This is a genomic window from Caulobacter sp. Root1472, from assembly GCF_001426985.1.
GTDB lineage: Bacteria > Pseudomonadota > Alphaproteobacteria > Caulobacterales > Caulobacteraceae > Caulobacter > Caulobacter rhizosphaerae.
The window spans coordinates 252,078-278,765 of sequence record NZ_LMFX01000012.1 but is presented as its reverse complement, the minus strand read 5'-3'; the positions used below and the strand labels follow the sequence as shown (position 1 = coordinate 278,765).

The following is a 26,688-nucleotide window of genomic DNA, read 5'->3' as shown; positions in this document are numbered from 1 at the left end:
CCTTACGCGGCGTCTTGAAGCATATCAGGGACCGGTTCGGCGACCGGCTCTTGTGCGATGGCTTTGCGCGGCGGCCGCATGAAACAGGCCGCCACGAAGATTACGCCGATTATGGCGGCGCACATCTGGAAGGTTGGCGTGAAGCTGCCCAGCCGGTCGCGCATCTCGCCGCCGACCACCGGGCCCAGGGCCGAGACCGCGCCCACCAGGCAGACCAGAGAGAAGATCTCCAGGTTGTTCTTGCGGCCATAGTAGTTGAGCAGAAGGATGCTGACGGCCAGCACGGTCAGGCCGAACCCGATCCCCACGCCCACGGCGAACAGCATCAGCAGCGGCCAGCTGGCGGCGTGGCCCAGCGCCAGCAGGCCGACGGCCATCATCCCCTGGGCGCCGGCCAGCAGCCAGCGCGGGTCGACCCGGTCGCCCAGCAGGCCGCCGCCCATCCGGGCCGCCACCTGCATCAGGGATTCCAGGCTGATGGCCGCGATCGCCACGGCCGAGGTCACGTGAAGTTCGCTCAGGTGAGTGGGGGCCAGGCTGACGGCGGTCACCCCGCCCAGCAGGTGGGCGAAATAGGCGGCCATGATCACCCAGAACTGCGGGGTGGCGACGGCTTCCTTCACCGTCCAGTCGACGGCGGTGCGATAGACCTTGGTATTGGCGGGCGCGGCCTGGATGTCCTCGGCCAAGGCCTTGTCGGTCTGCACGGCGGCGGCTTCCAGCCAGGCGCGGCCGCCGACCAGGGCCGCGCACAGGGCGCCGACCACCACCGAGGCGGCGGCCTGGGCCCACCAGTAGGGCCGCCAGCCGCCATGGGCCGCGGCCATGCCCGTCACCACCATCCATGGACCGGCGACGCCGCCCAGCGAACCGATGGTGAAATAGATCCCGAACGGCAGGGCGCGCTTCTTGAACAGCATCGACAGCACGTGGGTGCCGGGGATCAGGGCCATCATCTGGTAGCCCGCGCCCAGCAACGCCGTGCCCAGCCAGTAGACCAGCAGCCCCGGCGACAGCGCCAGACAGGCGAAGCCCGCGACCATCACCGCCGAACCGGCCAGGATGGCGCCGCGCACCCCGATCTTACGGATCAGGATGGCGGGGAATTTCGACGACGCCCCGCAGAACGCGCCCAGCAGGGTGAACCCGAGAAAGCCGTGGAAGAAGCTCCAGCCGTTCTCCTTGATCATCGCCGGCAGCACCACGCCCAGCGACGAGAAGGTCGAGGCGGTGATCAGGAACAGCAGCAGGCTCAGCGCGCCGAGCAGCAGCCAGGACCTCCACGGGATCGTCGTCGACATGGGCCTTGGGCCTCCGTCCAAGCTGGATCCCGCGCCCCGCCCCATCCCTTGAGACGGGGGCGCGGGATGGGGGAACTAGAACTTGCGCGACAGGGTCACGCGCCACTCGCGGCCCTTGCTGGGCAGCGCGCCGAGGTTGGCGTAACTGTCGGCGTCGGGCGTGAAGTAGAGCTTGTCGAACAGGTTATCGATGTTGGCTGTCACCGTGTACGGCCCGTATTCGTAATAGGCCGAGGCGTTGGCGACCGCGTAGGCCGGATAGGTCACGGCGTTCTGGACCGTGCCCGCGGTCTTGGTCACGTGGGTGACGCCCAGCGCGCCGCCCACCTTGCCCCAGTCGTGGTCGTCGCTGGTGTAGGCGCCGTACAGGCTGACCACCGATTTCGGGATCAGGGTGTAGTCGTAGTCGCCCGCCCGGCCCGGCAGGCCGCTGAACGCCCAGACCACGTAGGTGCCGCCGAACGCCTGCGAGCCCGGGACGCCGGCGGTGTAGGCCGGGATGTACTGGAACGAGTTGTCCGGTCCCTTCACCGTGGTGTGTTGGCTGTTGCCCGAGAAGGTGAAGCTGAAGTTCTCGCTGGCCAGCCAGCGCACCTCCAGCTCCACGCCCTTGGCCCGGGTGCCGGTCGGCGTGCCGGTGATGCCGGTCAGCTGGGTGCGGTTCTGGCGATAGCCGGCCAGCGAGCCGACCAGCGTACCCTTCAGCCATTGGAACTTGACCCCGGCCTCGGCTAGGTCGCTGTTTGACAGCCAGGCGTCGCTGGCGTCGGCGACGAGGCTGGGCGCGACGTCGCCGGCCTGGCTCATCTCCAGCGCCGAGGCCTTGGCGTAGGTGATGTAGGGCATGACCCCGCCCGGCGCCTTGTAGGTGGCGCTGGCGGTGTAGGTGAACTTGTCCTTGCCCGCCTTCTGCTCGCCAGAGACCTGGTAGCTGAGCACGCCGGTGTCGTTCGACGTGACGTCGTAGTCGTCCCAGCGCCCGCCCAGCATCAGGTTCAGCTTCTCGCCGACCGTCACGTCGGTCATGAAGAACAGGCCCTTCTGGCTCCAGTCGGACCTGTTGTCGTTCTCCCACGCCAGGCCCAGCACCCCGGGGCCGGTCTCGGTCGAGAACGGGCTGTCGATGATGTCGGTGGCCGTGGCGCCGAAGCTGATGTCGCGGCGGTCGAGCGCGATCACGCCGCTGTTGTAGCTCTCGCGCCGGCGGCCCGAGAAGTCGCGGTACGAGGCGCCGACGAACGACTTGGCCTTGACCGCGCCGTCCATGAATTCGTTGGCGAAGTCGTAGGTGACGCGGGCTTCCCAGACCGAGCTCTTGAACCAGGCCGGATAGCCGTAGGAGACGAAGCGCTTGTTCTCCTGGTCGTCGTAGAACAGCTGGGCCTTGATCGTGCTGTCGGGCGACAGGGCCTTGGCCAGGTCGAAATAGAGGGTGTTGGTGTTGGTCTTCGAGAAGTCGGCCGGGCTGATATAGACCGTGCGCGGCGACAGCTTCACCGTGCCGACGCCCGTGTCCAGGGTGTGGGCGGCGTCGGTGTTGTAGAAGCCGTAGTACGGGATGTAGAGCGGCTTGAACGCCGGGTCGTAATAGTAGGGATTGGCGCTGTTGCCGCTGATCTCGTTGAGGGTCATTCGGCCGTTGCCGTCGCTGTCGACCAGGCTGGTGTCGCGGCCGGTCGTGTAGGTCCGGTTGTCGATCAGGCTCTGGGTCAGGCGGTTCCAGCCGGGCGTCTGGACGTCGCCGTCCGAGTGGTACTTCATGCCGCCGAACGCCGTGGTCCAGCCATTGCCCAGGTCGAAGTCGGCCGAGACCTCGCCGGTCTGGCGGCGCGGATAGATCCCCTTGTAGAAGCTGTGGCTGTCCTCGACCTCGCCATAGGCATAGACGCCGCCGGTCACCGGCCCCAGGTTCACCGGCAGGCCGATCTGGGCGGTGGCGTTCTTGCGGTTGTACGAGCCGTAGGTGGCGGTGACCTCGCCGGTCGGCTCGCTGAGATAGCCGCCCTCGTTCCGGCCCGACTTTGGGATGAAGTTGAGCATGCCGCCCACCTTGCCCGAGCCGTAGATCGGGGTCGGCGGGCCGCGCACGATCTGGATCTGGTCGGCCGCGCCGATCGGGGTGGAATAGGTGCCGCGGTTCTCGATGCGCTTGAAGCCGCGGAAGTAGTTCTCGGCCAGGGTGCCGCGGATGTTCAGCGCGCCGGGCACGCCGTAGAAGCTGGCGGTGTAGGTGCCCGGCGAGACGGCGGTCAGGCCGTCGATGGTCTCGATGCCGTAGCGCTGCAGAGTGGTGTCGCTGACGAAGCTGGCCGAGCGCGGGGTCTCCAGCAGCGGCTTGTCAAGGCCGAACACGGTGTTGTTGGGCTTGGTCTCCAGCAACCCCGCCTTGTCGCGCGCCTTGACCACGATCTCGTCGACCGCGGTCGGGGCGCCCGGATCCACCGCCGGATCGGCGGCGAAGGCGGGCGACGCGGCGACGGACAGAGCGAGCAGAACAGCGACGGAAGATCCCGCCATCAACAGCCGTTGGTTCGACATGACGTCCTCGTTCGAGGCCGTCGCGCCCATCACCCGCGGTGACTATCCCCAGGACGACGCCTCTTGAGGACCAGCATCACCCAGCCTCCGTCCCGCAACGGGATCGATCTCTGACATTTTGAAGGAAATGTCTCCAGCGCCCGGTTCTTGTTCAGGCGCCGCCCGGTTTCGCACGACGAAGGTCAAGAAACTTGATCCGCCGCGCACAAGGCGCCGTCAAACGCGCCAGGGCGCGACGCTCAGCGCGGGCTGGTGTCGACCCAGACGACGTCGCCCCGATCCCGGTCGTGGACCCAGGGCATGCGCCTGACGCCGTCCCAGGCGGCGGTGACCAGGCCGCAGGTGATGACGGACAGGAAGGCAAGGCTGCGGAACGTGGCGAACGCGGACATTGGAAAGAGATCTCCTCGGCCGCGAGGATGCCGGGTCAGGATTGCCGGTTGGTTGACAGGCCGCGCGACCTGCCCGCACGCGCTCCCGGAGACGCCGGGCGATCATCCGTGGACGGACGCTGTCGCAAATCTGTCGCCAAACTGTGACAAATGACGGCCGCATAGGACGTAGACTTCGTTCACCCCTCCTTCTCGTCCCTCTCGAAAGTAGGAATGTCCCCGATGAAGACCCTGCTCGGAGCCACCGCGGCGCTCGGCCTGCTGGCTGGCGCGTCCAACGCCCACGCCGCCCGCGACTATGTCTGGGCCGCCGGCTCCTCGACCGTGTTCCCCTTCTCCACCCGCACCGCCGAGAACTTCGCCAAGAAGACCGGCAAGAAGTCGCCCAAGATCGAGAGCCTGGGCACCGGCGGCGGCATCAAGATGTTCTGCGGCGGAATGGGCGAGAAGTTCCCCGACATCGCCAACGCCTCGCGTCCGATGAAGAAGTCCGAGTTCGAGGCCTGCAAGGCCAAGGGCGTCAACAACATCGTCGAGCTGAAGATCGGCTTCGACGGCATCGTCGTGGCCATGGACAAGTCCTCGCCCGACTACAGCTTCAAGGTCGAGCACCTGTACCTGGGCCTGGGCCAGACCGTGTTGCGCGGCGGCCAGTTCGTGGCCAACCCGTACAAGACCTGGAAGGACGTCGGCGCCGGCCTGCCGGCCAACCGCATCCTGGTCTACGGCCCGCCGCCCACCTCGGGCACCCGCGACGCCTTCGTCGAGCTAGCCATCGAGGGCGGCGCCAAGAAGTTCCCCACCGCCAAGGCCCTGGCCGAGAAGGACGAGAAGGGCTTCAAGGCCAAGGTCGACCCGCTGCGCACCGACGGCGGCTGGGTCGACGCCGGCGAGAACGACAACGCCATCGTCGGCACCATCGAGAAGACCCCCGGCGCCGTGGGCGTGTTCGGCTACAGCTTCCTCGAGGAAAACGCCAACCGCATCAAGGGCGCGGCCGTCAACGGCGTGAAACCCTCGGCCCAGACGATCGCCAGCGGCCAGTACCCGCTGTCGCGCTCGCTCTACATCTACGTCAAGAAGGACCAGGTCGGCGTGACCCCGGGCCTGAAGGAATTCGTCGCCGAGTTCGTGTCCGACGCCGCCACCGGCCGGGGCGGCTACCTCCAGGGCCGTGGCCTGATCCCCCTGCCCCCGGCCCAGCACGAGGCTATGAAAGCCGCCGCCGGCAAGCTGCCGCCGATGGCCGCGCCGAAAGCGTAGGATTTCACCCGTCCGACGAGAAAGGGCCCCGGAGCGATCCGGGGCCCTTTTGCATTTCAGGTGCAAGCGCACAAAACTTGACCCGACGGGGTCGATGACGCTCGATAGACCCCCAGCCAGCGGAGGACGCCATGAAGGACATGATCGAAGAGCGCCTGCAGGACCTGGAACGCCTGGTCCTCAAACAGGGCGAGCGCATCGAGGCGCTGGAGGAGGCCCTGGCCTCCCTGCGCCGCGTCGCGGGACGGGATCTTCTGGCCAAGGCGAAGGATCCGTCCGAAAGCCAGGCGGCCTAGTTCGACGGGTGTTCCTGCTCGGCCCGGGACGTCATGCCGGCGGCGGCGGCGTCGTCGGCCATCTGGGCGTCGACGGGCGGCGGTTCGACCGCGGCGGCGGGGGCCGGGACGACAGCGACGGGCGGCGGCGCTTCGGGCTTGGGCGCGGCCGCGACGGGGGCGGGCTTGGCCGCGGTGGTCGCGACGGCGTCATCGGCGGCCGTGCGAATCTCGGCCGGCCCCGACCTGTAGCCCGCGCCGGTGTTCATCGAGGACGCCAGCAGCAGCACGCCGGCCGTGGCGATCACCCCGACCAGGGCTCCCAGAAGTATCCATCCGAACGGATTGCTATGACGTTCGGCCTTGGCCATCCGGGCTTCCTCTGGTTCTGCGGCCCCCTTACGAGCCGACCCAACGCCGGACGGGCCCGACGTCGACATGGACGAAATTGCTGACGGGGTAATAACCCACACCGCCGCGTCCGAGATCCAGGGCCGCGGCCCGCACACGATCCAGAGCGACGTCCTCCAGATAGACATCCATCGCCTTGCCGTCCATGTGCAGGCTGCGCTTGGCGACCTGGCCGCTGCGTTCGTGCAACATGGCGTTGGTGCGGGGCGAGCGGTAGCCGGAGATCACCTGGAAGTGCGACTTGGTCTCGGTCTTCTGGGCCAGGGCCGCCAGGATGTCGAACAGCTCCGGATGCATCGAATAGACGTCGCCGGTGCGATAGTCGCGCAGCACCTTGTCCAGGGCCTGGACGGCGTCGGGCACGTACTCGCCCTTCTCGAAATAGACCGCCTCGATCTTTTCCTGGGTGTGGATGTTGTGCAGCTTCAGCCAGCGCGGGGCGTGCGAGGCGGTGGAGGCCCGGACGACGGGCGACGCCGCTGGCGGGGCGGCGACGGCCGGAAGCCCTTCGGCCGGCAGGCCCTCGGCAAGGTCCGACTGGCTCTGGAGCAGGTCGCCGATCGGATCGGCCGCTCCCAGCTTCGATTGGGCGAAGGCCGCCATCGGCCCGACCGCGCTCGCGCCGAGCACGCCGAGGCCAAGCCCCAACAGCTTGCGTCGTTCGATCATGATACGCTTCCCCGGACTGACCCCGCGCGACGCCGGAAGGCCGGGTCGCTCCACTTGGCGACCCTCACGCGAGCACTAAAACGCCAGAGTCTTTACGAAACGGCCAAAGCCTTCCGAACGGAAGACCAGCCGAAACGAAAGGCTGCTGCCCGGGAAGAGGCCTTACGCGGCGCCCTGGGTCAAGCTGGGCCGGGGCCTCCTGCGGCGATACGCAGCACCAGCTCCTTATCCCAGCCATACGGGTCGTCGCGGAAGTTCATCTGCCCGTCCGGGGTCATATAGGCCGTCCAGTAGAGCAGAAATACGGCGATGGGCTGGGCCAGCGGCGCGCGCACCGTCTTGCCCGAGGCCAGGGTGGCGTCGACCACGTCCGGCTGCCAGTCGGGACTGGAGGCCAGGAGTTGCTTGGCCAGGGGGATCGGCTTTTCCAGGCGCACGCAGCCGTGGCTGGCCAGGCGGCTGAAGCTGGCGAACTTCGAGCGGCTGGGCGTGTCGTGCAGATAGACGCCGTACGGATTGTCGAAGTCGAACTTGACCAGGCCCAGGGCGGCCTTCGGTCCGGCCTTCTGCTGCAGCCGCGAAGTCCCCTCGCCGGTCGAGATGATGACGAAGTCGTTGCGCTTCAGATAGCCGGGACTGGCCCGCTCCTTGGGCCACAGCTCCTTGGCGGCGATCGACGAGGGCACGTTCCACGGCGGATTGAGCACGATGGAGCGGATCGTCGACTGCAGCATCGGCGTCTCGTCGCCCGGACGACCGGTCACCGCCCGCATGGTCAGGTTCGGGGCGTCGTCATGGAAGACGCTCATCACCGCGGCGGCGATGTTGACCTGGATGCGGTCGGCCGGCAGCTGCTGGGGCAGCCAGCGCCAGCGCTCCATATTGGCCAGGATCTGGTCTATCCGCCGCTCGACCGGCACGTTCAGCGCCGCCAGGGTCATGGGCCCCAGCCCGCCGTCGGGATTGAGGCCGAAACGCTTCTGGGCCCGCATCAGGGCCTGCTGCAGGGCGGCGTCGAACACCGGCGCGCGGTCGACCGCCACGGTCGTGTCCTCGACCGCCAGCCGGGCTTCCAAGGCGGCGATGCGCGGATCGCCTGTGGCGCCCAGCTTCAGCGGCTCGCCCGACGCCACGGACTTCCAGCCGCCGGCCGCGGCGATGTCACGATAGGTCGCCAGGCCCTTTCGCAAGGTCTGATAGCCGGTATAGGGCGGCGGCAGGCTGTCCAGCCATGGGCCGAGGCGGTCCTGGGCGGCGGCCTGGATGAAGTCGGGCCCGGGATCATAGGGCGCGGGGCGCAGGCCCCACTCGCCGAGGAAGGCGTCCGGCGCCAGGCGGCCCGTGCGCACGGCCTTGGCGTAGCGCAGGGTCAGGCCGATCAGCTGGGCCTGCCCGGCCTGGCGGGCGGCCGCCTCGCGGGCGTTCAGCAGGGGCAGCACGGGCTCGGGCGAGAAGGCGGCCGGCTCGAAGCCGTGGGTGTAGGCCTGGGTCAGGACGCGGAGCAGCAGCTCAATCTGGTCGGAGCGCAGCACCACGCTGGTCGGCGGCGGCGAGGCCAGCTGCTGCGGGGCCCGCACCAGGGGCGGATTCTGGAGCTGGGCGGCCGCCGACGAAAGCGAGAAAAGCGAGACCGCGCCGCCGAGCAGCGCGTCACGTTTGGTCCAGGAGTTGATCACCGTCGAAAGGTCTCGCCGTACGCTTGCGCGCGGCCACTCCGCGCGCCCTCAAATGGCCGCCCCGATCCCGGCTCGTCAACGTGCGTATCCATCGAAGGCCAACGGTTCAGGCAGCTTATGGTTCTTTATTTTCGATGCGGAACCTTACAGCCACACTGGCGGTTTGGTTTGACGTCGGGGCGTGCGGTCGCGCCCTTTCAGCGTCAGGAATTCAGCCATGAGGATCGCCCAGGTTCCGCCCCTGTACGAAGCCGTTCCACCACGTCTCTACGGCGGCACAGAACGCGTCGTCGCACACCTTACGGACGCCCTGGTCGACCTGGGCCATGAGGTCACCCTCTTCGCTTCAGGCGACGCGCGGACCAAGGCGGAACTGGTGGTCGTGCGCGACCAGGCCATCCGCCTGGACCCCGCCCTGCTCAAGTCAGACCTGGCGGCCCACATGGCCATGCTGGCCGAGGTCCGCCGCCAGGCCCGCCGCTTCGACGTCATCCACTTCCATACCGACATGATCCACTTCCCGATGTTCGAGGACATGCCGGAACGGACCCTGACCACCCTGCACGGCCGACTGGACCTGAAGGACCTGCCGGGCGTCTATCGCCGCTGGCCTCAGTTCCCCCTGGTCTCGATCTCGGACGACCAGCGCCGCCCCCTGCCCTTCGCCAACTGGGCCGGTACGGTGCTGCACGGCATGGCCGAGGAGATCTACGATTTTCGTCCGAAATCCGAGGGTTACCTGGCCTTCCTCGGCCGCATCTCGCCCGAGAAGGGCCCTGACCGGGCCATCGCCATCGCCAAGCGCCTGGGCAAGAAACTCAAGATCGCCGCCAAGATCGACGCCGCTGATCGCGCCTATTTCCATGACGAGATCGAGCACCTGCTGGACCACCCGCTGATCGAGTTCATCGGCGAGATCGGCGACCACGAGAAGTCCGCGTTCCTGGGCGGCGCCGACGCCCTGCTGTTCCCGATCGCCTGGCCCGAGCCGTTCGGCCTGGTGATGATCGAGGCCATGGCCTGTGGCACGCCGGTGATCGCCTACGACTGCGGCTCGGTGCCCGAGGTGATCGAGGACGGCCTGACCGGCTTCATCGTCAAGACCGAAGACGAAGCGGTCGCCGCCGCCCAGCGCCTGGGCGACCTGGACCGCCGGAAGATCCGCCGCCGGTTCGAGACTCGGTTCTCGGCGACCGCCATGGCCCGCCGCTACCTGGACCTCTATGATCGACTGGAAGAAGCGTCCGCGCCGCCGCGCCTGACGCTGGCCCAAAGCGCCTGACCCGGCCTTCGCGCGGTCGCCGCGTCGGAGACACGATCAGGTTTTAGGAATCGGGAACCCGCCCGCCGCGCCCGCGCGGCGCGGCGGGTTTTCGAGGGACCTCAGCGCAAGGGGCCGAAGGACATGGACGATCTCACACCAGGCCCGACCCCGAGCGGGGCCGTCGAACAGGGCGAAACGGGCGAGCCGCGCGTCCCCTACCGGCTGTTTGCGCTGAAGGACAAGGACACCTTCCTGGTGGCCGACGCGTTCGGCGACGTGCTGGGCGCGGCCGACGGCCTGTTCCATGACGACACCCGCCTGCTGTCGCGGCTGCGCCTGCTGCTGGGCAACCGCTCGCCGGCCCTGCTGAGCGCGGCGGTGTCGCAGGACAACGTGTTCTTCACCTCGCACGCGACCAACGAGCCCCTGCCCGCCCTGGGCGGCGCCGCGGCGCCGCACGGCGCGATCCATGTCGAGCGCAAGCGGTTCCTCTGGGATCAGCGGCTGTACGAGCGCCTGCGCTTCGTCAACTACAGCCGCGACATGGTCATCCTGCCGGTCAGCCTGGAATTTGACGCCGACTTCCACGACATGTTCGAGGTGCGCGGCTCCAGGCGCCCGGCCCGTGGCCGGGTGGCGCCCGCCCAGACGAACGGCCGGTCGGTGACCTACGCCTATGACGGCCTGGACGGCGTGCGGCGCACCAGCATCATCTCGTTCTCCGAGCCGCCCGGACGCCTGGGTCCGCAGCGCGCCGACTTCATGTTCATGCTGACGCCCGAGACCCATTTCGACCTCTATGTCGAGGTGGGGGTCGACGCCGCCCAGCCGCCGACGCGCGAGCGATGGCGGGCGGCGGCGGCGCGGGCCCGGATCGACATGCGCAATCGCCGGCGGCGCGGGGCGCGGCTGCACAGCTCGGGCCGGCTGTTCAATGACTGGTTGGAGAAGTCGCGGGCCGATCTGGCCCTGCTGACCACCCAGTTCGCCACCGGCCCCTATCCCTATGCCGGAATCCCCTGGTTCTCGACGCCGTTCGGGCGCGACGCGATCATCACAGCCTGGCAGGTGCTGTGGATCGAGCCCGGCTTGGCCAAGGGCGTGCTGGGCTACCTGGCCGAGCACCAGGCGGAAGAGGTCAGCGCCTTCCGCGACAGCGCGCCCGGCAAGATCATGCACGAGACCCGCAAGGGCGAGATGACCGCCCTGGGCGAGCTGCCGTTCGGCCGCTACTACGGCGGGGTCGACACCACGCCGCTGTTCGTGGCCCTGGCCTGCGCCTATGCCGAGCGCACCGGCGACCTGGCCTTCATCGACAGCCTGTGGGAGCCCCTGCTGAACGCCATCGCCTGGATCGAGCACTTCGGCGACAGCGACGGCGACGGCCTGATCGACTACGCCCGCGGCCTGGACTCGGGCCTGTCGAACCAGAACTGGAAGGACAGCGAGGACAGCGTCTTCCACGAGGACGGCAAGTTCCCCGACGGGCCCATCGCCGTCGTCGAGGTCCAGGGCTACGCCTTCGCCGCCTTCCGGGGCATGGCGGACCTGGCCCAGCGGCGCGGCGATCGCGCGAACGCCGACCGCTGGCGGGCCAAGGCCGAGCACCTGCGCCTGGAGGTCGAGACCAAGTTCTGGATGGAGGACAAGGGCTTCTACGCCATGGCCATCGACGGCCATGGCAAGCCTTGCCGGGTGCGCGGCTCCAATCCCGGCCACCTGCTGTTCTGCGGCCTGCCCTCGCCCGAACGCGCCGCCAAGGTGGCCGACGCCCTGCTGTCGGCGGCGTTCCACAACGGTTTTGGGGTGCGGACCCTGGCTCAGGGCGAGCCCCGCTTCAACCCGATGAGCTACCACAACGGTTCGGTCTGGCCGCACGACACGGCGATCTGCGCCATGGGCCTGGCTCGCTACGGCCATCGCGACGGGGTGGTGGAGATGACCTCAGGCCTGTTCGAGACCGCCGCCCACTACGAGATGCGCCTGCCCGAGCTGTTCTGCGGTTTCCCGCGCCAGCCGGGCGAGCCGCCGGTGGCCTATCCGGTGGCCTGCCTGCCCCAGGCCTGGGCGGCCGGATCGGCTTTCATGATGCTGCAGGCGTGCCTGGGGATCACCATCGACGGCTGGCGGGGCGAGGTGCACCTGACCGACCCGCGCCTGCCGATCGGCATCGACCACCTGCAGGTCGACGGCCTGCGGATCGGCGAGGCGTGCGCCGACATCACCTTCGAGCACATCGGCGCCCATGTGGCGGCCCACACCAGCAAGTCGTCGCCGGTGCCGATCCTGATCCGGCGCTGACCGCCTCGCCACGCGAAAACCCGAACCTGAAAGACGAGCTGGACCAAACCATGCCGCAGAACCTCGACCTCTTCCCGATCGGCAACTGCGCCGTCAGCGCCCTGATCGACCGCGGCGGCCGTTTCGTCTGGGCCTGCGCGCCGCGCATCGATTCCGACCCGGTGTTCAGCGCGCTGCTGGGCGGGCTGGAGCCCGGCGATCCGGCCGCCAAGGGCGTCTGGGAGGTCGTGGTCGACGGCGCCACGACGGTGGAGCAGGACTATCTGCGCAACACCCCGATCCTGCGCACGGTGATTACCGACGCCGACGGAGCCAGCATCGAGATCATTGACTTCGCCCCCCGCTACCAGCAGTTCGGCCGCAGCTTCCGGCCGACGGCCTTCATCCGCCTGATCCGGCCGCTCACCAGCGTGGCGCGGATCACCATCCGCCTGCGCCCCACCGCCGACTGGGGCGCGCGGGCGGCCGAGCATACCCACGGCTCCAACCACATCCGCTACCTGTGCTCGGACATGACCCTGCGCCTGTCCACCGACGGGCCGGTGTCGCACGTGCTGGAGGAGCGCACCTTCCGGCTGGAGAAGCCGATCGCCATGTACCTGGGGGCCGACGAGGGCTTCAACGCCGACATCGGCGCCACCTGCAACCGCATGCTGCAGCAGACCCAGGAATACTGGATGGACTGGGTGCGCGGCCTGGCCGTGCCGCTGGACTACCAGACCGCGGTGATCCGCTCGGCCATCACCCTGAAGCTCTGCATGCACGAGGAGACCGGCGCGATCGTGGCGGCCATGACCACCTCGATCCCCGAGCACGCCGACAGCGGCCGCAACTGGGACTATCGCTACTGCTGGCTGCGCGACGCCTATTACGTGGTCCAGGCGCTGAACCGCCTGGGCGCGGTCGACATCCTGGAGAACTATCTGGGCTACCTGCGCAACATCGTCGACCGGGCCGCCGGCGGCCATATCCAGCCGCTGTTCGGGGTGGGGTTCGAGCCGCAACTGACCGAGCGCTTCGCCCCCGACCTGCCCGGCTATCGCGGCATGGGGCCGGTGCGGATCGGCAATCAGGCCTTCGAGCACCAGCAGCACGACGTCTACGGCCAGATCATCCTGTCGACCGTCCAGGCCTTCTTCGACGAGCGGCTGCTGCGGCCGGGCACGGTCGAGGACTTCCAGAACCTGGAGCCGGTGGGCGAGCGCGCCTTCCAGCTGCACGACCAGCCTGACGCCAGCCTGTGGGAGTTCCGCGGCCGGGCCAATGTCCACACCTATTCGGCGGTAATGTGCTGGGCGGCGTGCGACCGGCTGGGCAACGCCGCCGCGCGACTGGGCCTGGCCGACCGGGCCGAGTTCTGGAACGCCCGCGCCGCAAAGGTGCGCGAGACCATCGACAAGCGCGCCTGGAACGAGACCCTGGGCCGCTTCGCCGCCACCTTCGAGGGCGACGAGCTGGACGCCAGCCTGCTGCAGCTGGTCGACCTGCGGTTCATCGAGGCCAGGGACCCGCGCAACGTCGCCACGGTGGCGGCCATCGAAGCCGGCCTGCGCAAGGGCTCCTACCTGCTGCGCTACGCCATCCCCGACGACTTCGGCGCGCCGCAGACGGCGTTCAACATCTGCACCTTCTGGCTGGTGGAGGCCCTCTACCTGGCCGGCCGCATCGACGAGGCGCGCGAACTGTTCGAGGAGATGCTGGCCCGCCGCACCACCGCCGGCCTGCTGTCGGAGGACATCGGCTTCGCGGACGGCGAGCTGTGGGGCAACTATCCCCAGACCTATTCCCTGGTCGGCCTGATCAACTGCGCGGTGCTGCTGAGCCGGCCGTGGATCTCGGTGCGGTGAGGGCCAGATGACGCGGCCTTAACTGACGCGACGCCGGTTCCGGGCTAAACTCCGGCCATGCTCCGCTCCGCCCTCGCCCCCGGCGAGACCATTCCGCGCCACATCCACGACGAGGCCTACGCCGCCGTCGTGCTGGACGGCGGCTACGAGGAGGCCGGCGAGAACGGACGCTGGCGGGTGCAGGCCGGCGACGTGCTGCTGCATGGCCGCTTTTCAGGCCACTGGAACCACCGACCCGGCAAGGCCCTGGTGCTGAACCTGCCGCTGGCCGGCGGTGCGGCCGCCCTGCCGGCCATGGCGCGCGCGGACGATCCCGACCTGTTGGCCCGGCTGGCCGAACGCGACCCGCTCGAGGCCGCCGCCGTACTGCTGGAAACCCTGCGGCCAGGCCCAGCGGGCCTTGCCGACGCGCCCGACTGGCTGGCCCAGGCCCTGTCCGGTGACGCGCCTCCGGCCGTCGAGGCCTGGGCCCGCCAGCAGGGCGTCACCCGCGAGACCGCCTTCCGCTGGTTCCGTGACGCCTATGGCGTGGGTCCCGCCCGCTTCCGCGTGGAGGCCCGGGCGCGCCGTGCCTGGCGATCGATCGTCGACGGCGCCGCGCCCCTGGCCGAAATCGCCGCCGAGGCCGGTTTCGCCGACCAGGCGCACATGAGCCGCGACGTGAAGAGCCTGACCGGCCGCGCGCCCGGCGCGTGGCGGGCGCAGGTCCCGGTGCAACATAGTTTCAAGACCCGGGCGGCCTGAGGCCGGCATCTGGCCGGCATGACCGATCTCGCCCTGCCCCCGTCGCGCCGTCCCTTCCTGCAGGTCGCCGGTTTCCGCTTCCATCCGTGGTCGACCCTGTGGCCGATCGTTCTGGCCGCCGCGCTGATGCAGACCCTGCTGGTTCCTGGCCGGGAGGCGGGCCGCTGGCTGTACAAGCATAATATCGAGCTTTTCCAGCACCAGGTCTGGGTCTTCGTGGCCCTGGCGACTCTGTTCCAGATCCTCACCGGACTGCTCGCCTTGGCCGTGATGCGCCGGGTGCTGCCTCAGGCCGATAACGCCCTGCGCTGGCCGCCGGGCAAGACCTTCGCGGGCCTCGCGGTCGCGATCGGGGTGACCATGGGCCTGGTCATGCTGGTCGCCGACTACTGGCCCCAGCTCCTGGCCGGCGCCGCCCCGGACGGCGGCTACGACATCGGCTCGCCGGGCGCCGTGATCGGCTGGCTGGGGGTGATGCTGGCCGCGGGCCCCAACGAGGAAATCATCTTCCGCGGCCTGCTGGTCGGAATGCTGGCCACGCTGGTCCCCGGCCGCCTGCGGATCGGACCGCTGGACCTGCCGGTCGCGGCCTATGTCGTGGCCCTGCTGTTCGGCCTGGCCCACTATGACAGCTTCCTGCACAACCCGCCGCACCTGGCCATCGCCCAGCAGGTCTACGCCTTCGCCTGGGGCCTGACCTATGTCTGGCTGATGGAACGCTCGCGCAGCCTGCTGGCCCCGATGATCGCCCACGGCCTGAGCGACGCGGTCGAAGTCGGCGCGGTGATGGTGCTGATGGCGGCTTGGGGTTAGGCGGTCTCCCCTTGCGCAACCCGAGGCGATCCTGAAAGAACCGACGGGTGACGGAACACAGGACACGACGCCTCGCCGGCCTGGACGGCCTGCGAGCGGTGGCGGCGCTGGGGGTGCTGCTGTACCACGCGGCCGACTGGTCGGGACGGCCGGGCCGCTTCGCCCACGGCTACCTGGCCGTGGACTTCTTCTTCTGCCTCAGCGGCTTCGTCCTGGCCCACGCCTTCGAGCGGCGCGAGATCGGCTGGCCGACCTATCTGTGGATCCGCGTGGTGCGGATCTGGCCGCTGCTGGTGCTGTCGACCCTGATCGGCGCGGTCCTGACCTCACGCCATAGCCCGCCCTTCTGGCCCAACCTGGCCCGCGGCCTGCTGCTGGTTCCCCGCCTGGGGCATCCGGCCGAATGGACCTTCCCCACCCTGTTCCCGTTCAACCCGCCCGCCTGGTCGCTGTGCCTGGAGGTGATCGTCAGCGCCCTGTGGTTCCCGCTGCGGCGCGCGCCCGACCTGGTGGTCGCCGCGATCGTCTTCTGCTGCGGGGTGGTGATGGCCTGGGCCGCCCTGGGCCTGAACGGGGTGGAGACCGGCTGGGACCAGGCGACGTTCTGGCTGGGCGTGGTGCGCGCCGCCTTCAGCTTCGGCCTGGGCTGGCTGGGCTGGCGCTACCGGGCCCTGGCGCCGCGTCCACGGCTGGGCTTGGCGGCCGTCGTCCTGCTGACCGTGCTGGTCATGCCGCTGGCGCCCGGCCGACCTTGGAACGGGCTCTACGACTTCGCCTGCGTGGCCGTGCTGTTTCCGCTGCTGGTGCTGATCGGCGCCAACAATCCCCAGGGCCCGGCGGGCGCGCTGTGCCGGACGACGGGCGACCTTTCCTACCCGCTCTATGCGACCCACTGGGCGACCTGGGCGGTCATGCTGCGGCTCTATCCCGACGGCTGGAAGCCGCTGTTGCCGGTGTGGTTTCCGGCCCTGGCCGTGGTGCTGGCGCCTATCGTGGCGTGGGTCGCGTTCCGGCTCTACGATGCGCCCGTGCGCCGATGGCTGCGCGCCTGGAACCCCGCGACCAAGGCGATCAGCACCGGCTAGCGCCCATTTCCGGCCCTTGCCCATCCATCCAGTCGACCGCCTCGACCACACGCTCCCGCTGGCCGTCGAGGATGGCGGTATGGCTGGCCTGGACGTCGATCACCACCGCGCGGCAAGCGCGCGCGGCCGGGGCGACCTGGGCGGCGCGCCAGGCGCGGTCCAGAGGCTTGTCCGGGCTGCGGCTGGCGACGACCACGGCCACCGGAATGGCCGGACTCAGCGGCGGCAAGGCATCGACCGCGGCCAGGCCGGGCAGGAAGGCCCGCTCCTCCTGCAGCGCCGCCTTGATGCTGCTGCGTCTCGTCCAGGCCCTGCGCCGACGTGCGGCCGCCTCGGCCGCGGGCGAGATGTCGTCGATCAGCGGGACCAGCCGGGTCAGGCCGACCGCGCGGGCGAACGGGGTGAAGCCGGCCAGCCGCGCCTCGCGCCGCAGGTCGACCATGGCCAGCGGCTGGTCCTTGGCGTCGGTCCCCACCGCGTCAACCAGCACCAGCCCCGCCGTCCGCTCGGGCCACAGACGGGCGAAGGCCTCGACATAGAGCCCGCCGTTCGAATGGCCGGCCAGGATCACCGGCGCGTCGCCCTCCTCCGCCGCCACCAGGGCGCCCAGCCGCCGGGCGATGGCGACGGGAGAGCGGTCCAGGTCGTGCATCGCGGCCAGGCCTATGCCGTCGCGGTCATAGGCGCAGACCTTGCCCTCGGCGGCCAGGTCCTGCGCCACCAGCGACCAGTCGGCCGCCCCGCCGAACGCCCCCGCCTCGAGGATCACGGTGGGACGGGCGGACCTGCGGCCCTGGCATTCCAGCCCGCCGCCGGCCGTCGGGAGCGGGCCCACGGTGACGCAACTGCTGGCCGCCAGGGCGACCAGGACCAGGGCGCACAGCCTGGCGCCGAAGTTCGGGCGGAGTTTCGGAACGCGTCGTCTCACCGGCCGGCAAGAGCGGCCCATCGCGAGGGATGGCAAGCGCGAAGTCGTCGCCGATCCGCCTAGGAGGCCTTTTTGCGGGGCGCAGCGCGCTTCGTGGGCGCTTTTGCCGCGGCCTTCTTCGGCTTGGCCGTGGAGCGGCCCGTGGATGGGGCCGCGCCCGGCTTCTGCCCCAGGCTCTTGCGCAAGGCCTCCATCAGGTCGACGACATTGGTGTTGTCCGGCTCCTCGACCGTCACCTTGGCCTTGCCGCCCTTTTCCTTCTGCTTGATCAGGGCCCGCAGCGCGTCCTCGTAGCGGTCCTTGAACTGGCTGGGATCGAACGGGCCTTCCTGCTGCTCGATGATCTTCTCGGCGATGGCCACCATCTGCGGGTCGGCCTTCCGGTCGGGGATGTCGTCGAACAGCTCGGCGGAGTCGCGCACCTCGTCATGGCTGCGCAGGGTGTAGCAGATCAGGCCGTTATCGCGCGGCTCGATGGCCAGCAGCCGTTCACGGGTGTGCATCACCACCCGGCCCAGGGCGATCTTGCCCGCCCCGGCCATGGCGTCCCGGATCACGGTATAGGCGTCCAGCGCCAGCTTGCCGTCGGGCACCAGGAAATAGGGATTGTCCCAGTAGAGCCGGTCGATGTCGGCGGCGTCGACGAAGCGCTCGATGTCGATGGTGCGGGTGCTTTCCAGCCGCACGCTTTCGATCTCCTCGGGCGTCAGGATCACATAGTGGTCCTTCTCGTACTCGTAGCCCTTGACCAGGTCCGAGCGGTTCACCGGCCCCAGGTCGGGGTCAGTGGCGATCATCTTGATGCGGTTGTGGGTCTTGGGGTGGAGCAGGTTGAACCGCACCTCGCCGCCGGGACTGGTGGCCGTGTACATCGCCACCGGGCAGGTGACGAGCGACAGCCGCAGGTGACCTTGCCAGCTGGGGCGGGCGGCCATGACTCAGGCCCTCCCGCCGGCGCGCAAGGCCAGGGCGGGCGGCGCCGTCAGGGCCAGCTTGGCTCCGCCGGCCTTGGCGTCGTCCTGCCGGGTCAGGGCCGGCGTCGGGGTGGGCTCGCGCAGCTGGGCCACGAAGTCGTCGCGCCAGGCCGTGACATCCTGGCGGGTGACGTTGTCCATCAGGCTCTCGAAACGCCGCCGGCGCTCGTCGATGTCCATGTTCAGAGCCCGGGTCAGGGCGTCGGAGATCTCCTCGGGGCTGTTGGGATTAATGATCAGCGCCTCCTTCATCTGCCGCGCGGCGCCGGCGAAGCGCGACAGGATCAGCACGCCGGGATCATAGGGCGTCTGAGAGGCCACGTACTCCTTGGCCACCAGGTTCATGCCGTCCCGCAGCGGGGTGACCAGGGCGGCCTTGGACGCGCGATAGACGCCCGCCAGCTCGTCGCGGCGGTAGCTGCGATTGAGGTAGCGGATCGGGTTGTAGTCCATGTCGGCATAGGCGCCGTTGATCCGGCCGATCAGGCCGTCCAGCCGCCCGCGCAGGTCCTGGTAGGCCTCGACCTCGTCGCGCGAGATCGGGGCGATCTGCAGCAGCATCACCTCGCGCCGCGCCTGCGGATTGTCGTGCAGGAAACGCTCGAAGCCGATCAGCCGCTCCTCCAGCCCCTTGGAATAGTCCAGGCGGTCGACGCCCACGACCATCTTGCGGAATACGCTGTGGGCCATCAGACGATCATAGACGCGGGTCGCGCGCGGGCTTTCCTTGATGCGGGCGAAGTCCTCGGCGTCGATGCCGATCGGGAACGCCGCGGCCCGGGTGATCTGGCCAAAGGCGGTCAGCCGCCCGTCCTCGGTCCGCTCGCCGCCCACCTCGTTGAACACATAGCCCTCGAAGGCTTGGACGCTCTCCTCGGTCTGGAAGCCGACCAGATCATAGTGGAACAGCGCCTCGACCAGCGGCCGGTGGCGCGGCAGAGTCACCACCAGCTGGTGGGCCGGCCAGGGGATGTGCAGGAAAAAGCCGATGCGGTTGGTCACGCCCAGCCGCCGCAGCTCCCGCGCCATCGGGATCAGGTGGTAGTCGTGCACCCAGATGATGTCGTCCGGCTCGATCAGCGGCAGCAGGGTCTGGGCGAACCGCCTGTTGACCCGGTCATAACCCTCGCCGAACGAGCGGTCGTAGGCGGTCAGGTCGACCCGGTAGTGGAACAGCGGCCACAGGGTCTTGTTGGCGTAGCCGTTGTAGTATTCCTGGTAGTCGCCCTCCTCCAGGTCGACCGTGGCCACGGTGACGCCGTCGGCCTTCTGCATGTTCAGCTGACCGGTGAACTCGGTGGTGGTCTTGCCGCTCCATCCGAACCAGATGCCGGAATATTCCCGCAGGGCCGCGGCCAGGGCCATGGCCAGGCCGCCGACGCTCTCGTCGCCCTTGCCGGTGGGCGGATTGACGCGATTGGAAACGACGATCAGACGGCTCATGCAGCGGCCCTTCCGATTGAAGCGCTCAGCCAGTCGAGCACGGCGTTGAAATCGTTCAGGCGATAGGTCGCCTGGGTGGGGCGATGCGACGGACCGACCAGCACGCCATAGCCGCCCAGTCGGGCGGCGGCGGCGAAGCCGTCCTCGTCGGTCAAGTCGTCGCCGACGAACACCGGGGTCGCGCCGTCGAACGGCGCCTCGCGCAGGAAGGCGGTGACCGCCTTGCCCTTGTCCTGGCCGGGCGTGCGCAGCTCGGCCACCATGTCGCCCAGCTGGAGCACCAGTTCCGAGCCCTGGGCGAGGCGCTCGGCGGCCTCGATCACCGCGTCGGCGGCCGAGGGCACGTTGCGATAGTGCAAGGCGACGCTGAGGTCCTTGTCCTCGAACAGCAGGCCGCGATCCCCGCGCGCCAGATCGCGCAGCACGTCGCGGGCGTGGTGGAGGTCCGGGTGCGGCGGCAGGCGGTCGACGCCGTTCACCCCGCGACGCACCAGCCCGTGGACCGCGGCGACGAACCTCACCCGATTCTCCAGGATACGGTCGACGTCCTCCAGCGCGCGGCCGCTGACGACGGCCAGCCGGCCGTCCAGCGCGCGCGACAGGGCGTCGAGCAGCGCGGCGCGCCGAGCGTCGGGCCCCACCTGCTCGGGGCGGGGCATGATGGGGGCCAGGGTTCCGTCAAGATCGAGAAACAAAGCCGCGCGAGGCGGCAAGGCGAGTGGTGGTGGCGGCAAATCGCTCGGCGCATGCCGAACGACTGACCCGAACGCGGTCATGGCGAGAAGGCCCTCTCCGATGATTACAGGCCGTTGAAACGCGCGTTGGCGGGGTTTCGATCCCCCGAAGTCGACCGGAGCCGGGTCACGATGTGCTCACGCGGATGTGCGCGGCGTCGGCTTGCGCCCGAAATCTCAGAGGGCGGCGGCGTTCAAGACCGCTTTGCCGAGGCCGGCGTAGTCGCCGTCGAAATGGTGGCCGCCGTGCAGCCGGACCTGGCGGATGGTGGCGGCCGGCAGGGTCGGACAGATGTCCAGCCGCTCCTTGTCGCCATAGATGCAGGTCATCGGCAGGCCCTTCAGCGCCTCGACCGCCGGGGCCACGGGATAGGAGTCGGCTGTCGCGCGGTTCAGCCAGCTGGCGGGGTGGAAGGTCAGGTCGCCGTGCGGTCCGGCGCCGATCAGCACCAGTCCCTTGATCTGCCCGCGCAGGTCGGCCGGCAGCAGCGGCACGATGGCCGGCAGGGCGTCGGCGCCGAACGAATAGCCCACCAGTACGATCTTGCGCCGGCCCCATTGCGCCTCGTGCCGGCGCAGCTGGTCGGCCAGGTCGTCGGCCACCGCCTGGGGCGGGCGCCTGCCCAGGAAATAGCGCAGCGAGTTGAAGCCCAACACCGGCACCCCGTCGGCGGCCAGCACCTTGGCCACGCCCTCGTCCAGGCGGCCCCAGCCGCCGTCGCCCGAATAGAGTACGGCCAGGGTGTCGCCCGGCGCCGTGGCCGGCGTCTCGACCAGGCGCGGCGCGACCTTGGCCTCGGCGATCCCGGCGAAGGCCAGGCCGAGGACGGCGGCGAGGGTCAGCAGGCGGGCGCGCGGGCTCATGCTCTTCCCATGCTCCTCAATCTTGACCGTGGCGGGGCGAAGGTGGGGCGACCGGGCGGCTTTCGACGTCCACCGCCCGGGTTACGGCGAATTCATTTCGCCCGCCGCATTGCGGACGTTATTCACTACATATGTAACGCTACAAATGTAACGTCGCCGAACGGCGGCGATTTTCAGGGAGGTCGCCGTGATCGAATCGCTGCCCCGACGCGAACGCGAGGTCTTCGAGACCCTGTGCCGTCTGGAGTCCTGCACCGCCGCCGGCGTCCGCGCGGGCCTGTCCGATCCGCTCAGCGACTCGGCCGTCCGCACCCTGCTCTCGCGGCTGGAAGCCAAGGGCCTGGTCGAGCGGGCGCCTGGCCCCGACGGCTTCCGCTACAGCCCCGTCCAGCGGACCGAGACCGTCGCCGCCGGGGCCCTGCGGCGGATGATCGACACCTTCTTCGCCGGCTCGGCGGCCAGCGCCGCCACCGCCCTGCTGGGCCTGGGCCAGCGGCTGACCCCGGAAGAGGCCGCCGCCCTGGAGCGGATGATCGACCAGGCCGTGGAGCGCAAGCCATGACCTGGACCCTGCTCGTCGCCCTACTGGTCAAGTCCAGCCTGGTGGCCGGCGCCGGCCTGGCCTGCGCGCGGTTCCTGACCCGGCGGCCGGTCGAGCGGGTGGACATCCTGCGCGCCACGGTCTGCCTGCTGCTGGCGCTGCCGGTGATCATGAACCTCCTGCCGGCCCTGGACCTGGCCCTGCTGCCGGCCTCGCCGCCGCCCGCCCCCCTCGCCGCTCCGACCGTCCTGGCGGCCGACACCACCGCCGACATGGCGACGCCGAGCCCCTCGCCCTGGCCCTCGCTCGGCCTGGTTGGCGGCCTGTGGCTGCTGGGTTTCGCCGCCATCGCCGGCCGGCTGCTGCTGGGACTGCGCACCCTGAGCCGCTGGACCCGTCAGGGCCAGCCGGTGACCAGCGGCGACTGGCTGGCTCCGCTTGAAGGCCTGCCCCCCGAGGACCGCCCCGACCTGGTCTGCAGCGACCGCATCGCCAGCCCGCTCAGCTGGGGCGTCGCGCCGGGGTCGATCCTGGTCGACCCCGACAGCCTGGCCCGGTGCGGCGCCGCTTCGGCCATCCTGGCGCACGAGATGGCCCACCTGCGGCGACACGACTGGATCTTCCTGGTCCTGTCGCGGCTGGCCCTGGCGATCTTCTGGTTCAACCCGCTGGTCTGGCGGCTGCACGCCGTCCTCGCCGAACGTTCGGAGGAGGCCGCCGACGCCACCGCTGTCCAGACCGTCGACCGCACCGCCTACGCCAAGGCCCTGATCGGCCTGGCCGCGCATCCCCGCCCCTCCGCCCGCCCCGTCCTGGGCGCCGCGACCGCCATGGCCGCCGACGCCCGGACGCTGAAGACAAGGATCGCCTGCCTCATGACCGACACCTCCGCTCGCCGCCGGCCCCTGACGGTGGTCCTGGCCATCACCGCCCTGGCTGTCGTGGCCACTCCGCTGGCCGCCCTGGCCGTCACCCGCCAGGACTGGGTCGCGCCGCCGCTCCCGCCCCCGCCGCCGCCGATTCCGGCGCTCGCCGTCCCGCCCGCGCCGCCCGCGCCGCCGCCTCCGCCGGTCGAAGCGATCGCCATGGCCGCCCTGGTCCCGCCGCCTCCTCCTCCTCCTCCTCCTCCTCCTCCTCCTCCTCCGCCGCCTCCTCCGCCCCCTCCTCCGCCTGCGCCGCCCGAAGCGCCGCCACCGCCTCCCCCGCCTCCGCCCGAGCCTCCGGCGGGTCCCGGCTACAGCTATTACCGGTCCGCGACGCCCGAGGAGGCCAAGGCCGCGATCGAGGCTCGCGCTCGCGCCGCCGAAGCCCGCGCCCAGGCCGCCGAGGCTCGGCGCCAGGCCCACGAGGCGCGGGACCAGGCCCACCGCGCCGCCGACCAGGCGCGTCTCCAGGCCGATCAAGCCCGGGCCGATGGTGAACAGGCCCGCAGGATCGGCGAGCAGGCCCGCCAGGAGGCCGCGCGCCAGATGGTCAGGGCCCGCGCCCAGATGGCCCAGGGCGCCGTGCAGATGCGCCAGGGCGCCCAGCAGATGCGCGACGAAGCCGCCCGCCTGCGCGACCCCGCCTACCGCGCCCGGCAGATCCAGGACAATCGCGCCCGCGGCAACATCGTCACCGACGCCGAGCTGCGCGCGCTGATCGACAGCTTGCCGAAACAGGCCGACGACCTGGACCGCCAGGCCGACCACCTGGCCCAGGAGGCCCGCACGGCCAGCTAGGGGCCGATCAATATCCAGGACCGTGCGTGGTCCTCGTCCTTCGACAAGCTCAGGATGAGGACCAAGGCATGGGCCGAGCCGTAGAAAACCTCATCCTGAGCTTGTCGAAGGACGAGGTTTTCGGCGCCGAGAGCGGAACGCCCTCACCCCAGCCGCTTGATCGCCGCCTTCAGGGGCTTGGCGGAGTCGAAATAGTCCTCCCACGCCGTGCTCTTGGCGATCAGGGCCGGGACGGTGCGGATCGTGTACCGGGTCGGGTCCAGCCCCGCCTTCACCTGGGTCCAGTTCAGCGGCATCGATACAGTCCCCCCGGGCCTCGCCCGGGCGGATAGAGGCGCGACGGCGGTCGAGGTGCGGTCGTTGCGCAGATAGTCCAGGAAGATCCGCCCCTCCCGCGCCTTCTTGCTCATGGTGATCAGGTACCGGTCGGGGGCGTCGGCGGCCATGCGGGCGCAGACCTCGCGGGCGAAGACCTTGGCGGCGTCCCACGGAACCTTATCGGACAATGGCGTAACCACGTGCAGCCCCTTGCCGCCGGTGGTCTTGCAGAAGCTGGCCAGGCCCAGCTCCTCCAGCCGGTCGCGGATCTCGCGGGCCCCGGCGATCACGTCCTCGAAGGTGACGCCCGGCGCGGGATCCAGGTCGAACACCAGGCGGCCGGCCACCTCGGGGTTGTTCGGCTGGCAGTTCCACGGGTGGATCTCGACGGCGGCGATCTGGGCGGCGGCGATCAGCGCCTCGATCCGGTCGAACTGGATGTAGGGCTGGCGGTCGCCCCTGACCGACACCTGCTCGATCAGCGACGACATCCCGCGCATGGCGTGACGCTGGAAGAAAGTCTCGCCGCCGACCCCGTCCGGCACCCGGATGATCGAAGCCGGCCGGCCCTTGATGTGCGGCAGCATCCATTCGCCCACCGCCGCCATGTAGCGGGCCAGGTCGATCTTGCGGGCCGGCGCGCCGTCGACATCGGGCCATAGCGGCTTGTCGGGCTTGGAGATCGTCACGCCCAGGACGATGCTGTCGGCCTTGGCCGTCGAGACCGTTGACACCTTGCCGTCCGCCTTGGCCGCGGCCTTCGGGGTCGGGGTCGCCAGCTCGGCCGTCTCGGCCTTGGCCGGAACCTCGGCCTCGACCTCGGTGGCCGGGATGTCCTCGCGCAGACCCTTGAACGAGGCCTGGCGGATCGAGCCGTCGCCGGTGAAGCCGGCATATTCGATCTCGGCCACCAACTGCGGCTTGACCCAGTGCATGTTGGCGGCCTTGCGCGGCGCGCCCTTGCCCTCGAACGGCGATGTGTCGGTCTCCAGCGCCTTGAGGCGCGGCAACAGCTTGGCGACCTTGTCGCGGCCAAAGCCGGTGCCGATCCGGCCAACATGCGTCAGCTTGCCGTCGCGCATCACCCCGGCGATCAGCGAACGGAAGGCCGAGCCGGTCGTCGTATAGCCGCCGATCACCACGTCGTGCCCCGCCCGGCACTTGGCCTTGGTCCAGGTCTCGCTGCGGCCCGAGCGGTAGGGCGCGTCCAGCCGCTTGGAGATGATGCCCTCCAGCTCCAGCTTGCAGGCCGACAGCAGCACCGCGTCGCCCGCCGTCTCGAAATGGTCGACGAAGCGCAGCCGCGCCTCGTCCTCGCCCATCACCGCCTTCAGCCGCGCCTTGCGCTCGCGCAGCGGCAGGTCGCGCAGGTCCTCCCCGTCCACGGCCAGCAGGTCGAAGGCGAAGAAGATCAGGTCGCTGCTGTCGCCGTCCGACAAGGCCGCCTGCAGGCCGGCGAAGTCGGGCTGGCCGGCCGCGTCCAGGGCCACCACCTCGCCATCCAGGATGCTGTCGGGCAGGTCGGCGGCCGCCTCGGCGATCGCCGCGAACTTCTCGGTCCAGTCCAGGCCCTTGCGGGTGCGCAGGGTCGCCCGGCCGTCCTCGACGCGCAGTTGCACGCGGTAGCCGTCGAACTTGATCTCGTGCGCCCAGCCGGGGCCGGTGGGCGGTCGGTCCAGGGACTTGCACAGCTGGGGCTCGATGAAGTCGGGCAGGACGGCGGGCTTTCCTTTTTTACTCCGCTCATCCCGGCGAACGCCGGGACCCAAGCTGAGCTTGTTGCTTCGCGCAGCGCCGGAACCGCCACCGCCGCTTGGGTCCCGACTTTCGTCGGGATGAGTGGATTTGAAAGAGCGCGTCTCCAGCGCTTCCTTCTGCGCCGCCTCCCGCTCGGCCTGGGTGCGCGAGGTCCAGACCGCATCGCCCTTGCCCTTGGTCTTCAGGATGAACGGCGACGGCCCCCGGCCCCTGCCGGCGGCGATGTCGGCCATGGTCCGGCCCGAAGCGATCGAGGCGTCCTCCTCCAGGATCGCCGTCCCCTCGCCCGGTCGCGCGGCCTCGTCCTTGTGCTTGATCAGCAGCCAGTTGGAGCGTTTGCCCTTTCCATCCTTGGCGCTGCGGTCCCAGTTCATCCGCACCAGCACCCACGAGCCGTGCAGCCGCTCGCCCTCCAGCACGAACTTCAGCTCGCCCTTCTTCAGGGCCTTGGCCACGTCCTCGAAGCCCGGCTCGGGCGACCAGTAGCCGCGGTCCCACAGCTGCACCGTGCCGCCGCCGTACTGGCCCTTGGGAATCGTGCCCTCGAAGTCGCCATAGTCCAGCGGATGGTCCTCGACCTCGACCGACAGCCGCTTGTCGGCCGGATCCAACGACGGGCCCTTGGTCACCGCCCACGACTTCAGCACCCCGTCGACCTCCAGCCGGAAGTCGTAATGCAGGCGCGTGGCGTCATGCTTCTGGATGACGAACCGGGCCTGCGGCGCCGGCGCGACGGCCGTGTCGCCGCTGGGCTCGGCGGTCTTGTGGAAATCGCGCTTGCGGCGGTATTCGGCGAGTTGTCCCTGGGCCATGGCGAGGTTCCCTGTC

Annotated in this window: 22 protein-coding genes; 10 read left to right on the top strand and 12 right to left on the bottom strand. The window is 69.8% G+C overall.

Annotation, left to right across the window (positions count from 1 at the left end):
- Window positions 1-2 precede the first annotated feature (2 nt).
- The 3 genes from ASD47_RS10180 to ASD47_RS26625 all read right to left on the bottom strand — a co-directional run bounded on the left by ASD47_RS10180 (window position 3) and on the right by ASD47_RS26625 (window position 4,231).
- On the bottom strand, window positions 3-1,301 hold the full coding sequence (locus ASD47_RS10180; protein ID WP_056755325.1) for a CynX/NimT family MFS transporter: 1,299 nt from the start codon (window positions 1,299-1,301) through the stop codon (window positions 3-5).
- 75 nt (window positions 1,302-1,376) lie between these two features.
- Window positions 1,377-3,839 carry a TonB-dependent siderophore receptor gene (locus ASD47_RS10175; protein ID WP_056755698.1) on the bottom strand — a complete coding sequence of 821 codons (2,463 nt, stop codon included), beginning with the start codon at window positions 3,837-3,839 and terminating at the stop codon, window positions 1,377-1,379.
- A 239-nt stretch (window positions 3,840-4,078) separates the two neighbouring features.
- Entirely contained in the window at window positions 4,079-4,231 is a 153-nt protein-coding gene (locus ASD47_RS26625) for a hypothetical protein (RefSeq protein ID WP_156402194.1), read from the bottom strand.
- A 222-nt stretch (window positions 4,232-4,453) separates the two neighbouring features.
- On the opposite strand from ASD47_RS26625, the gene ASD47_RS10170 reads away from it, so the two are divergent.
- A complete protein-coding gene (locus ASD47_RS10170) occupies window positions 4,454-5,494 on the top strand; it encodes a substrate-binding domain-containing protein (protein ID WP_056755694.1) in 1,041 nt (346 codons plus the stop codon).
- A 131-nt stretch (window positions 5,495-5,625) separates the two neighbouring features.
- On the top strand, window positions 5,626-5,790 hold the full coding sequence (locus tag ASD47_RS26620; RefSeq protein WP_156402193.1) for a hypothetical protein: 165 nt from the start codon (window positions 5,626-5,628) through the stop codon (window positions 5,788-5,790).
- Here ASD47_RS26620 and ASD47_RS10165 read toward each other — a convergent pair.
- The 3 genes from ASD47_RS10165 to ASD47_RS10155 form a co-directional block, all read right to left on the bottom strand.
- Entirely contained in the window at window positions 5,787-6,140 is a 354-nt protein-coding gene (locus ASD47_RS10165; RefSeq protein WP_056755323.1) for a hypothetical protein, read from the bottom strand. The two genes, ASD47_RS26620 and ASD47_RS10165, sit on opposite strands and share 4 nt — an antisense overlap.
- A 28-nt stretch (window positions 6,141-6,168) precedes the next feature.
- Entirely contained in the window at window positions 6,169-6,849 is a 681-nt protein-coding gene (locus ASD47_RS10160; protein ID WP_056755319.1) for a DUF882 domain-containing protein, read from the bottom strand.
- A gap of 179 nt (window positions 6,850-7,028) precedes the next feature.
- Window positions 7,029-8,522 carry a murein L,D-transpeptidase gene (locus ASD47_RS10155; protein WP_056755691.1) on the bottom strand — a complete coding sequence of 498 codons (1,494 nt, stop codon included), beginning with the start codon at window positions 8,520-8,522 and terminating at the stop codon, window positions 7,029-7,031.
- A gap of 220 nt (window positions 8,523-8,742) precedes the next feature.
- On the opposite strand from ASD47_RS10155, the gene ASD47_RS10150 reads away from it, so the two are divergent.
- From ASD47_RS10150 to ASD47_RS10125, 6 genes are all read left to right on the top strand, one after another.
- Window positions 8,743-9,807, top strand: a complete 1,065-nt coding sequence (locus ASD47_RS10150; RefSeq protein ID WP_056755316.1) for a glycosyltransferase family 4 protein — start codon at window positions 8,743-8,745, stop codon at window positions 9,805-9,807.
- 123 nt (window positions 9,808-9,930) lie between these two features.
- Window positions 9,931-12,090: an amylo-alpha-1,6-glucosidase gene (locus ASD47_RS10145; RefSeq protein ID WP_056755314.1), complete on the top strand. Its 2,160-nt coding sequence runs from the start codon at window positions 9,931-9,933 to the stop codon at window positions 12,088-12,090.
- A gap of 50 nt (window positions 12,091-12,140) precedes the next feature.
- Complete coding sequence (locus ASD47_RS10140) at window positions 12,141-13,937, top strand: glycoside hydrolase family 15 protein (protein ID WP_056755312.1); 1,797 nt, start codon at window positions 12,141-12,143, stop codon at window positions 13,935-13,937.
- Window positions 13,938-13,994: 57 nt separating this feature from the next.
- A complete protein-coding gene (locus ASD47_RS10135; protein WP_056755309.1) occupies window positions 13,995-14,681 on the top strand; it encodes an AraC family transcriptional regulator in 687 nt (228 codons plus the stop codon).
- 18 nt (window positions 14,682-14,699) lie between these two features.
- A complete protein-coding gene (locus ASD47_RS10130) occupies window positions 14,700-15,494 on the top strand; it encodes a CPBP family intramembrane glutamic endopeptidase (RefSeq protein ID WP_056755307.1) in 795 nt (264 codons plus the stop codon).
- Between the two features lie 47 nt (window positions 15,495-15,541).
- Window positions 15,542-16,579, top strand: coding sequence for an acyltransferase (locus ASD47_RS10125; RefSeq protein WP_056755304.1), 1,038 nt, complete (start codon window positions 15,542-15,544; stop codon window positions 16,577-16,579).
- On the opposite strand, the gene ASD47_RS10120 is transcribed toward ASD47_RS10125, so the two are convergent.
- The 5 genes from ASD47_RS10120 to ASD47_RS10100 form a co-directional block, all read right to left on the bottom strand.
- Complete coding sequence (locus ASD47_RS10120) at window positions 16,566-17,507, bottom strand: alpha/beta fold hydrolase (RefSeq protein WP_056755300.1); 942 nt, start codon at window positions 17,505-17,507, stop codon at window positions 16,566-16,568. The two genes, ASD47_RS10125 and ASD47_RS10120, sit on opposite strands and share 14 nt — an antisense overlap.
- A gap of 59 nt (window positions 17,508-17,566) precedes the next feature.
- A complete protein-coding gene (locus ASD47_RS10115; RefSeq protein ID WP_056755297.1) occupies window positions 17,567-18,442 on the bottom strand; it encodes a Ku protein in 876 nt (291 codons plus the stop codon).
- A 3-nt stretch (window positions 18,443-18,445) separates the two neighbouring features.
- Entirely contained in the window at window positions 18,446-19,924 is a 1,479-nt protein-coding gene (locus ASD47_RS10110; protein WP_056755294.1) for a trehalose-6-phosphate synthase, read from the bottom strand.
- Window positions 19,921-20,700, bottom strand: a complete 780-nt coding sequence (otsB, locus tag ASD47_RS10105) for a trehalose-phosphatase (protein WP_056755291.1) — start codon at window positions 20,698-20,700, stop codon at window positions 19,921-19,923. The genes ASD47_RS10110 and otsB overlap by 4 nt, the downstream gene beginning before the upstream one ends.
- Window positions 20,701-20,835: 135 nt before the next feature.
- Window positions 20,836-21,522, bottom strand: coding sequence for an AcvB/VirJ family lysyl-phosphatidylglycerol hydrolase (locus ASD47_RS10100; protein WP_056755288.1), 687 nt, complete (start codon window positions 21,520-21,522; stop codon window positions 20,836-20,838).
- Between the two features lie 187 nt (window positions 21,523-21,709).
- Here ASD47_RS10100 and ASD47_RS10095 point away from each other — a divergent pair, with 187 nt between their 5' ends.
- Together ASD47_RS10095 and ASD47_RS28030 are read left to right on the top strand one after the other, a co-directional pair.
- On the top strand, window positions 21,710-22,084 hold the full coding sequence (locus tag ASD47_RS10095; protein WP_056755286.1) for a BlaI/MecI/CopY family transcriptional regulator: 375 nt from the start codon (window positions 21,710-21,712) through the stop codon (window positions 22,082-22,084).
- The gene (locus tag ASD47_RS28030) at window positions 22,081-23,784 is read left to right on the top strand and encodes a M56 family metallopeptidase (RefSeq protein WP_056755283.1); all 1,704 of its coding nucleotides are present in this window, start codon (window positions 22,081-22,083) and stop codon (window positions 23,782-23,784) included. Before ASD47_RS10095 ends, ASD47_RS28030 begins: the two co-directional genes overlap by 4 nt.
- Window positions 23,785-23,927: 143 nt before the next feature.
- On the opposite strand, the gene ligD is transcribed toward ASD47_RS28030, so the two are convergent.
- On the bottom strand, window positions 23,928-26,672 hold the full coding sequence (ligD, locus tag ASD47_RS10085; RefSeq protein ID WP_056755281.1) for a DNA ligase D: 2,745 nt from the start codon (window positions 26,670-26,672) through the stop codon (window positions 23,928-23,930).
- Window positions 26,673-26,688 lie beyond the last annotated feature (16 nt).

Coding starts and splice junctions, on each gene's coding strand:
- ASD47_RS10180 (WP_056755325.1), bottom strand. CDS start 1,301: ATGTCGACGACGATCCCGTGGAGGTCCTGGCTGCTGCTCGGCGCGCTG.
- ASD47_RS10175 (WP_056755698.1), bottom strand. CDS start 3,839: ATGTCGAACCAACGGCTGTTGATGGCGGGATCTTCCGTCGCTGTTCTG.
- ASD47_RS26625 (WP_156402194.1), bottom strand. CDS start 4,231: ATGTCCGCGTTCGCCACGTTCCGCAGCCTTGCCTTCCTGTCCGTCATC.
- ASD47_RS10170 (WP_056755694.1), top strand. CDS start 4,454: ATGAAGACCCTGCTCGGAGCCACCGCGGCGCTCGGCCTGCTGGCTGGC.
- ASD47_RS26620 (WP_156402193.1), top strand. CDS start 5,626: ATGAAGGACATGATCGAAGAGCGCCTGCAGGACCTGGAACGCCTGGTC.
- ASD47_RS10165 (WP_056755323.1), bottom strand. CDS start 6,140: ATGGCCAAGGCCGAACGTCATAGCAATCCGTTCGGATGGATACTTCTG.
- ASD47_RS10160 (WP_056755319.1), bottom strand. CDS start 6,849: ATGATCGAACGACGCAAGCTGTTGGGGCTTGGCCTCGGCGTGCTCGGC.
- ASD47_RS10150 (WP_056755316.1), top strand. CDS start 8,743: ATGAGGATCGCCCAGGTTCCGCCCCTGTACGAAGCCGTTCCACCACGT.
- ASD47_RS10145 (WP_056755314.1), top strand. CDS start 9,931: ATGGACGATCTCACACCAGGCCCGACCCCGAGCGGGGCCGTCGAACAG.
- ASD47_RS10140 (WP_056755312.1), top strand. CDS start 12,141: ATGCCGCAGAACCTCGACCTCTTCCCGATCGGCAACTGCGCCGTCAGC.
- ASD47_RS10135 (WP_056755309.1), top strand. CDS start 13,995: ATGCTCCGCTCCGCCCTCGCCCCCGGCGAGACCATTCCGCGCCACATC.
- ASD47_RS10130 (WP_056755307.1), top strand. CDS start 14,700: ATGACCGATCTCGCCCTGCCCCCGTCGCGCCGTCCCTTCCTGCAGGTC.
- ASD47_RS10115 (WP_056755297.1), bottom strand. CDS start 18,442: ATGGCCGCCCGCCCCAGCTGGCAAGGTCACCTGCGGCTGTCGCTCGTC.
- ASD47_RS10110 (WP_056755294.1), bottom strand. CDS start 19,924: ATGAGCCGTCTGATCGTCGTTTCCAATCGCGTCAATCCGCCCACCGGC.
- otsB (WP_056755291.1), bottom strand. CDS start 20,700: ATGACCGCGTTCGGGTCAGTCGTTCGGCATGCGCCGAGCGATTTGCCG.
- ASD47_RS10100 (WP_056755288.1), bottom strand. CDS start 21,522: ATGAGCCCGCGCGCCCGCCTGCTGACCCTCGCCGCCGTCCTCGGCCTG.
- ASD47_RS28030 (WP_056755283.1), top strand. CDS start 22,081: ATGACCTGGACCCTGCTCGTCGCCCTACTGGTCAAGTCCAGCCTGGTG.
- ligD (WP_056755281.1), bottom strand. CDS start 26,672: ATGGCCCAGGGACAACTCGCCGAATACCGCCGCAAGCGCGATTTCCAC.